The organism is Pinirhizobacter sp. (assembly GCF_035317885.1).
Taxonomy (GTDB): domain Bacteria; phylum Pseudomonadota; class Gammaproteobacteria; order Xanthomonadales; family Rhodanobacteraceae; genus Pinirhizobacter.
Genome location: NZ_DATHFX010000009.1, coordinates 1 through 8,483, shown reverse-complemented (window position 1 = coordinate 8,483; position 8,483 = coordinate 1). Strand labels below are relative to the sequence as shown.

The window sequence follows — 8,483 nt, the reverse complement described above, 5'->3', positions numbered from 1 at the left end:
TAGTTGGAATTCCACGGCGCACGCACCAGGTCGTTCCACAACCCCTGCAGGTTTGCCGCTTGCGACCCGGGTCTGGAACTGGCGATAAGCAGGTAGCGGCCGTAATTGAAGTACAGCGCAAACAGCGATGGATCGGGCCGGTCGGCAAGCCTCGCGCGGCGGCGGTCGGTGGGATCGATCGATGGCGCTAGCTTGCCCAGGCGCAAGCTTGTGCGCCGGAACAGCGCCTGGTGGTCGGCGACATGGCGATCGATGAGCACATCCATCGAATGTTTGCATGCTTCGCCCACGGCATGCCACGCCCTGGCCGTCACCTGGTTGAGCGGCGTGTCGGGCCTGCTACGCGCGTTGCGGAATCCAGTGGCGGCGCCGATCACCAGCGTTACGCTGTCGGCGCCGGTGACCACCAGCGAAGACCCGGCAACCGCCAGCGTACCGCCCTCGTGCAGCAGCCGGAGAGTCGCTGCGAAGAACATACCCTCGCCCACGGCCTGGCTTTTCTCCACGGGATCGGGAGTGATCGGACGACCATTGCCACCGATGTGCGACGGTGCCTTGCCCGTCAACTGCAGGCGCCCGTCGGCATACACGCCGATCGATCCCTTGAGCGCCGCATCCAGCGCAATCGTGGCATCGATGCTTCCCGCACGGTCGGCGTCCAGGCGCACCACGATCACCTGGTCGGGTGCGGAGGCGAAGACATCACGACGGTACGCCACGCCATCGGCGGTATAGCGCACCGTGGCACAGGCGCGGTCAAGGTCGAGTTCACGCCGGTAACCCGACACCACGGACGCCGGCCGCATGCTGATGCGCAGGTCCGCCAGGGGCTGGTACGCCTCGGCGAATCGCCCCTGCATCTGTTTGGCGATGCGGTCACCCAGATGGTAGTCCGCATCTTTGAGTACCGCATCGCGAAGCGGTTGCAAATGGGCGCTGGCATCGGGGTTATTGCCGTCGTGCGGGTATCCCGACCATAGCGTGTCTTCGTTCAATGCCAGGTGTTCTTCCCAGGCGTTGCCGTCCACGCCGCCGTGGACCATCGCACCGAGGTGGCCATTGCCCAGGGGCAACGCATCGATCCAGCGACTGGCGGGTTGGGCGAACCAGAGCAAGGTTTCCGCGGCATCGCCTTGCGGCGGCGTGACCAATGCCGGCTGGGCGATACCACGCGGCACCAGGGGCAGCAGCCCAAGCGAGCTGGCACCGCGCAGGAAGGCGCGGCGCGATAGGCGTGTCATGGAGGATTTCCCGCAGCAATACAGCGCCCGTTCCGGGCGACCTGGGGATATTTGCACAACAGGCGCGTCCGGGCGGACGAATCCACCGGCTCAATCGTTCGCGTGGCGATCAATTGCTCCGGTGCCTTGCCTTGGGTCACCCAACGGTCCAGCGCCATCACGATGTCGTGGTCGGCATCCTGCGGCAGGCCGGGAGGTGGCACTTCCTCGTTGCCGAACGATGTCGCACCCGGTCCACCCCAGCAATGGCCCATGCCAGGCACCATGAACAGGCGGGAGAAGTCGTCCAGATTCGCAGGCTCGCCATGACGCGCCATGAATTTACCGACGTCCTGGACATACTCGATTGTGCTCCGCGGCGGCACGGCGGCATCGCCCCAGCCGTGGAACAGCAACAGCTTGCCGCCATGGGCCCGGAATGCCCGGAGGTCCGGGTTGAACGCGTCCAGGTATGGCGCCTCGCGTTCCTGCGCCTCCACCAGGTCTCGATGGATGTCGCTGCCAGATGAGTCCCAGCCGCGTCCCTGGTACACGAGATCTGCGAAGTTGCTGAAGCCGAACTTGCGTTGCTCGCCACCGAGAATCCACAGCCGCCAGCTTCCGCCATCGTCTTCCATGCCTGGCTCAAGGCCGGGATGGATGCGTGCGCCGGTCACCGGATCCACGGGGCCTGCGTAAAGCGTCCGAACCGTCGCCACCTGTTGGGCCGTCAGGCAATCGTCATTGTCGCCAGCCTTGCACTGGATGGTGGCGGGGTCGAACCGACAGCGCCGCGGATCATCCACGATGCCATCGCGAACACCATCAAGCGCATCGCAGGAGGCAAGCGATGCTTTCTGGATTGCCGCCAGCTTCGACACGGGCACCGGGGCGCCGTCGAGCAGCCTGGCGTTGGCCACGAAGGCCGTCATCAGGTGGCTCCAGCGCGCGGCCGGCGCACCGGCCACGATGCCGTTGAAGTCGTCGGGAAAGCGTTGCGCCTGAATCAGCGCCTCGCGCCCACCGTCGGAACATCCCACGAAATACGCATGGCGCAGCGCGCGCCGGTAATACGCGGCGATCAGGCGTCGTGACAGTACAGAGGTTTCATGGATGGCCCGGTAGCCGAAGTCGCGGACCTTCTGCGGGTGCCCCACGGTGAATCGGGCCGTGCCATCGGCCAGGTGCCCGTCGTCCGTGACTGCCGTGGCGTAGCCGCGGTTGAGCGGCGTTACCAGCGCATAGGTGTATACCTCGCCGCCCCAACCGCCGCTGCCCTTTTGCAGGTACTTGCCGTTCCACGCGTCCGCTGGCGGGAGCCAGAGCTCGAAGTGGATGTCCGAATCGGCCGTGGGGTGGCTCACCACCCGTACCGCGCAATGTGCGCCAGCATGTGCCGCCAGGCGATCTCCCTTGACCGGGAAACCCGCCCCCGGCTGCTCGGCTGCGGATTCAACCTTGGCATGGGCAAGGGCCACGCCTGCAAGTGCCTGGCAAGCGTCGTCCGCCATCGCGGGCACGGTGACGAGCATCAGGAGAGCCAGCAAGGCCCATCCAGTCGCGCTTCCAGGGCGTCGCCCGCCAACCCGACCACTCGCGCTCACCATGGCCGGTGACCCAGGCACGGTGCTATTTGGCGCCCAGGCCGACCGCCACCGGCCCGGTCGAACCCACACGCTCTGTCTCGCGCTTGAAGAAATGCAGTGCCACCAGGACCAGGCTCATCGGCACCAGCGAGAAATAGAAAGCGGTGATGCCACTGAAATGCGCGAACACCAGGGCCGTGACACGCGAACCCAGCGTGCCGCCCAGCGCCGAAAAAATAATGATGAGGCCCGTCATCGACGCATGGGCGTGCCTGGGAAGCGAGCTCAACGCCACCGAGTTGATCACCGGGTAGATCGGCGCCATCAACACGCCGATCATCGGGATCAGGTACGCCGCCATCGGCGCGCTCAGCCAGCCGACATTGGAATCGATCGCTACGCCGCGGGCCAGCGGCATCACCACCAGCACCAGCAGGCCCATCCCCACGACAGACAGGTTCAGCAGAAGGTGCCAGTGCACGCGGCGCAACACCTGGCCCGCCACCAGGCGACCGACGGCCGTGGCCCCGGCAAGGATGCTGGCCATCTGGATGCTCATCGCGTGCGGCAGTTTCAGTACTTCATTGTTGAAGGTGGGTAGCCACGTGCTGAAGCTCTGCTCGATCAGCACGTAGAAAAACGCCGAGATCAGGAACACATACACCAGCGGCTTGCCGGCCAGCCGGAACATTTCCATCGGTGAGCCACGCACCACCTTCGCAGGATCGACATGCGCCGCCGATTCGTCCAGGTGCGAAGTGGCGAGCAGGCCAACCACCAGCAGGCAGATCGCGGCTAGCACCCAATACACATTCAGCCACACCGGATTCGTTGGCGATGCATCGTCGATGAACGCGCTGAACAGCCACCCGCCCAGGAGCACGCCGGCCATGAAGAGGCCTTCGATGGTGTTGGTCAGGCGCGTATGTTCGGCGCGGTCTTTGGTCAACAGGCCGATTGAGGAGTACACCGCCACCTTGGCCAACGCGAAGGACACGCCCACGCAGCAGAACATCAGCTCGGTGGTATGAAAACCCGGGAACAACGGCATCAGCACGCAACCACAGGCTACGAGCGCAAGGGAAAGCATCATCGCCCGCCGGTATCCCAGTACCGGGAGCATCGAGGCCACCAGGAAGGACGTGACCGCGATCGGCAAGTCCTTGAAAAGTTCGAGCAGGCTCGCCGCGGGCTTGTCCACGCCGAAGCTCGAGATCGACTGCAGGATCACTACGCCGACACTGTTGAGCAGCACGGCAAAGACCATGTAGATGAGCGCCAGGGCAATGAACATGCGGATGCGACTCATGGCGCCTCGACTTGAAGTGGCGAAACGTGACTGACAAACATCATCCCGTAAAAAACCCGGGCCGTCTCCAACGACGGCCCGGGCGATGCACTTCACCACATGATCAGAACAGGTACTTCACCTGCGCGTTGACCTCGCGGCCTTCAAGCGGTCGGGCAAGGATCACACCGTTCGAACCTGCGGCCGTACCGAAGATGCGCGAGTTGCTTTCGGTCAGGCCCAGTTCGTTGGTGATGTTCGTGCCCTGCAGGCGCACCTGCCAGTGTTCCTGGATATTCGCCACGATGGCGAAATCCCAGGTCTTGTAGGTACCCAGCTGCTGCAGGCCGGAAAGATCCTGCGTGTGCGGACCGACGCGCGTGAACGCCACCTGCGCGGTGATGTCACCCCACGGCATCGGGAAGTGGTAGCTCGGCGTCACGATGTAGCGGAACGTCGGCTGGCGCTGCAGCTGCACGCCATTGATGAAGGTACAGGTGGTCTGTCCCGTGACCAGGTTGGTGTTCTGGATGCAGGCGTTGTAATGCGAATACTTGCCGTCGAGGTAAGCCGCTACCACCTGGACCTTGAAATCCTTGGTCGGGCTGACCGCCGCTGCGATGTTCACGCCCTTCGAATCCGAACCGTATACCGCTTGCTGGCCCACCAGCGGTGTGCCGTTGACGTCCGTCGGGGTGAACAGCAAGCCGCTGAACAACCTGCGGTAGACGCTCATGTCGACAAAGAACAGCTCCGACTGGTACTTGAAGCCGGCCTCGAAATTCTCCAGCTTCTGCAGCGGCGGGAAATTGTCGATAGGGCTCTGGCCGCGGATGCCGTTGTCGAAGTCCGAGAAGTGGAAGCCCTTGTTCGCGCGAACGTAGACGCTCATGTTTGGAGCGATCTCGTAGTTGGCGCCACCGGTATAGGCCGTGTGCGTCTTGTCGTAATGCGGCTTGGTGTAGGTGCCATTGCACACCGGTACGGCGTTGTCGTACAGCGTATTGGGGTTGCCGTCCAGGTTGACGTTGGTCAGGTTGCAGACCTTGTTCGTGGCGTCCTGGTTCTCCGTGCGGGCAGACAGATCGAACAGCCACGGCCCAATGCGCCACGAGTCAGACAGGTAAAACGCCTTGTTGGTCGATCGGCCCTGCTCGGTGATGTTGAAGTTGCCGTAGTCGGTGAAACCCTGGCTATCGGTCAGCTGCTTGACCACGCCGCCGTCCACGTAGCTCACCACGATCGGCTTGGCATTGGGCGTGTTGGTCATGAGCATGTTGTTGCCCAGGTTCCACTTGTCATCGTCCCACGACTTGGACACGTAGAGGCCTGCGGTCAGCGTGTTGCCTTCAAACAACTCCTTGCTGATGCGGAAGTCGTTGTTCATGTTGCGCAGGTGCTTGTGGATGTACCACCAGCCCTGGCTGATCACGCTCTGGTTCGGGTCGACAGCCGCGCCATTCTTGTAGGTTGCCGTGGCGGAACCAGCGGGGAGCCCGAAGCCACCGAAGTTACTTGTCAGGTTGTAAAGCTTGTCGTCCAGCGATGCCGGGTTGGTACCGGAGAACAAGGCGTTGGTGTCGACATCGCCTCCCATCACCAGGAACTTATCGGAGATGCTCCAGCCATCGCCCAGGTCATTGTCGAAGTTGAGTCCGGCGAAATTCACCTTTGCACCGCGGCCATCGGCAAGGTCGGCATTCGTGCCGCCACCTGGGTAACCGGGCAAGTTCACATGCTGGATGTCTTTGCTGTAATACGTATCGGTAAGCGGGTCGAAGCCCGGGAACGAACGGAAGTTATGGGTGCCGTCCTGGATCAGCGGAATCGGCGTGATGAACTGGTTCTTGTCGTTCAGCGCGCGCGCCCAGAACGTGAGCGTGCCGTTGTCCATGTCGTGCGACAAGGTGGCGGTCAACTGGCCGCCCTTGTCGGCGGCGAACTGCGGATCGCGCACGCCGTCGGACTTGCGGTAGAAGCCGCCGATGCTGCCGTACCAACGGTCGGCCACCTTGAAGCCATAGAAGCCGTCGGCGCGCCACAGTCCTTCATTGCCGTAGGTCACGCCGATGCTGCCCGAGGGCTTGTCGGTACCCGTCTTCAGGATGAAGTTCTCCGACGCGCCCATCTGGCCGTCGGCGAACACCACCGCCGGGCCGCCCTGGATGATCTCCACGCGCTGGACAGTGTCATCCAGGCGGAAAATCGACGTCTGCTCGAAGAAGCTCAAGGTGGGGAAGCCGTACAGCGGCGAGCCCATCATCTGCACCGTGTTGAACGGCGCATCGCCACCACCTGGGAAACCGGCGATCTCGATGTTGGCGCCGGTCTGGCCACCGGTGGATTCCGGCCACAAGCCCGGGGAGATCTTCAGCAGATCCGCCGTGCTCTTTGGATTGGCGAGCTTGATGGCCTCTTCGTTGGCCACGGTGATGTTGTAGCTGGTATCGATCTTCTTAAGGCCACCGTTGGCGGCGTTACCTGTCACGACCACCTGGTCGAGCTGCTTGGCCTGCGACGCATCCGCCTTCCCCTCGGGGGGCGGCGGCACGGGCTGGGAAGCGGCGGCTGGGACGGGCGGTTGGTTGGCTGCGTTGGTGTCTTGCGCCATGGCGGCGCCGGAGGCCAGGGTTGCGGCAATGGCTGCCGACAACACGAGGCGGGTCAGTTTGGTTTGCGATTTCAAGGTCTATCCTCCCCAGGGTTAACTACTAATGCGCTATATCGCCGGCGTTGCCGACATTGCGCTCTCTTCCCGCCTGATATGTTTGATGAAACTCAAGTCGAGTTCTGCGACGCTCGACAGCACCACGTGTGCGTCGGCCAGTACGTGGGGCTGGCCGATACCCACTGCCGCCATCCCTGCGGCGAGAATGCTGGCGATGCCAGCCGCGGCGTCCTCCACGCCGAGACACTCTTGCGGGTCCACGCCAAGGGCGTTTGCCGCGCTAAGGAATATTTCCGGATGGGGCTTTGAATGGCCGATCAGGCCGGCATCGACGACATGGTCGAACAGCTTGGCAATGCCCAGGCGGTCCAGCAACAACGGCGCATTGCGACTGGCGGACGCCAGGCCCACCTTCAGCCCCTGGCGCCGCGCCGCTTCGATCGCCTGCCGTGCACCGGGAAGCAGATCGTGCGGGCCCATCACCTGCACCTGGGCCTTGTAATAGTCGTTCTTGCGCTCGGCCAGCGCGAATTTTTCCTCCATGCTGAAGGCACGACCGGCGTTCTCCAGCAGGATGTCGAGCGATCCCATGCGGTCGACGCCCTTGAGCCTTTCGCCCATGCCTTCGCCGAACGACACGCCGATCTCGCCGGCCAACCGCTTCCACGCCGCATCGTGCACCACGGCGGTGTCGGCGATCACGCCGTCCAGGTCGAAGATCACCGCCTTCAGCGGCCGGGCCAATGCCGGCGCCGGCGCCGGCAACGCCGGCAGTGCCAGGCGCACGGATTGCCCGGCCTGGAGGGTCTGCGGTACACCGCCATGGGCGAAAGAAAGTTGCTCGCCGCGCGTGAGGGTGTACAGCACGCCATCGGGATCCACTTCCACGCGAAGATGGCAGCCCTGCCAATGCAGGCCGAAGCGGTAGTAATTCCATGCCTTGGGCAATTGCGGCGCTAGGGACGGCTTGCCATGGCGCACGCGCAACCCGCCGAAGCCCCAGGTCAGCGCCAGCTGGCTGCCGGCCATGGCAGCCATGTGCACACCGTGCGCTGCATTGCCATGCAGGTCGTCGAGGTCCACGCGCAGCGTGTCCAGGAAATAATCATAGGCTTTGTCGGCATAGCCCACTTCGGCCGCCATCACCGCGAATGTCGACGCCGAAAGCGTCGAGTCGTGCACGGTGACGCCTTCGTAATAGTCGAAGTTGCGCCGCTTGGCGGCCACGCCCACATGCTCGCCGGCAAGCATCAGCGCCAGCAGCGCATCGGCCTGCTTGCACACCTGGTAGCGGTAGATGGTCAACGGGTGCAGGCGCAACAGCAATGGCTGCTTGTTGGTGTGGTCCTGGAAGTGCGCTGGCAGGCGCGGCTTGTCGAGGAAACCATCGTCCTGCGGATAGATATCCAGCGCCGGGTCCGTGGGCAGGTACATCATGGCCGCCGCCTGCCGCCACTGGGCCACTTCGAAGTCGGTCAGGCCCAGGCGCGCGGCCAGCGCGTCGAACCGTTCCGGATGCGCCTGGGCCATCCAGCGCGCCGTGCCGGCAGCGTCCGCCAGGTGCCGCTGCGCCATGCGGTTGGTGTAGAAGTTGTTGTTCACCAGCGCCGAATATTCATCCGGGCCGGTTACTTCGTGGATGCAGAACGCGCCGTCGTGGCGGTCGCTGAAATGCCCTACATCGCGCCATACGCGCGCGGTCTCGAAAAGTATCTCGGCAC

General features: G+C 63.6%; 5 protein-coding genes. All 5 read right to left on the bottom strand.

Going from position 1 to position 8,483, the window contains the following annotated elements; genetic code table 11:
- A partial coding sequence (locus tag VK519_RS00255; RefSeq protein ID WP_324346528.1) for a glycoside hydrolase family 95 protein occupies positions 1-1,241 on the bottom strand: 1,241 nt, incomplete at its 3' end.
- Positions 1,238-2,767, bottom strand: coding sequence for a tannase/feruloyl esterase family alpha/beta hydrolase (locus tag VK519_RS00250; RefSeq protein WP_324346526.1), 1,530 nt, complete (start codon positions 2,765-2,767; stop codon positions 1,238-1,240). The genes VK519_RS00255 and VK519_RS00250, both read right to left, overlap by 4 nt.
- An 82-nt stretch (positions 2,768-2,849) precedes the next feature.
- Positions 2,850-4,115, bottom strand: coding sequence for an MFS transporter (locus tag VK519_RS00245; RefSeq protein WP_324346524.1), 1,266 nt, complete (start codon positions 4,113-4,115; stop codon positions 2,850-2,852).
- Positions 4,116-4,218: 103 nt separating this feature from the next.
- Entirely contained in the window at positions 4,219-6,780 is a 2,562-nt protein-coding gene (locus VK519_RS00240; RefSeq protein ID WP_324346522.1) for a TonB-dependent receptor, read from the bottom strand.
- A 33-nt stretch (positions 6,781-6,813) separates the two neighbouring features.
- Positions 6,814-8,483, bottom strand: a 1,670-nt coding sequence (pgmB, locus tag VK519_RS00235) for a beta-phosphoglucomutase (protein WP_324346520.1), incomplete at its 5' end; no start/stop codon positions are given.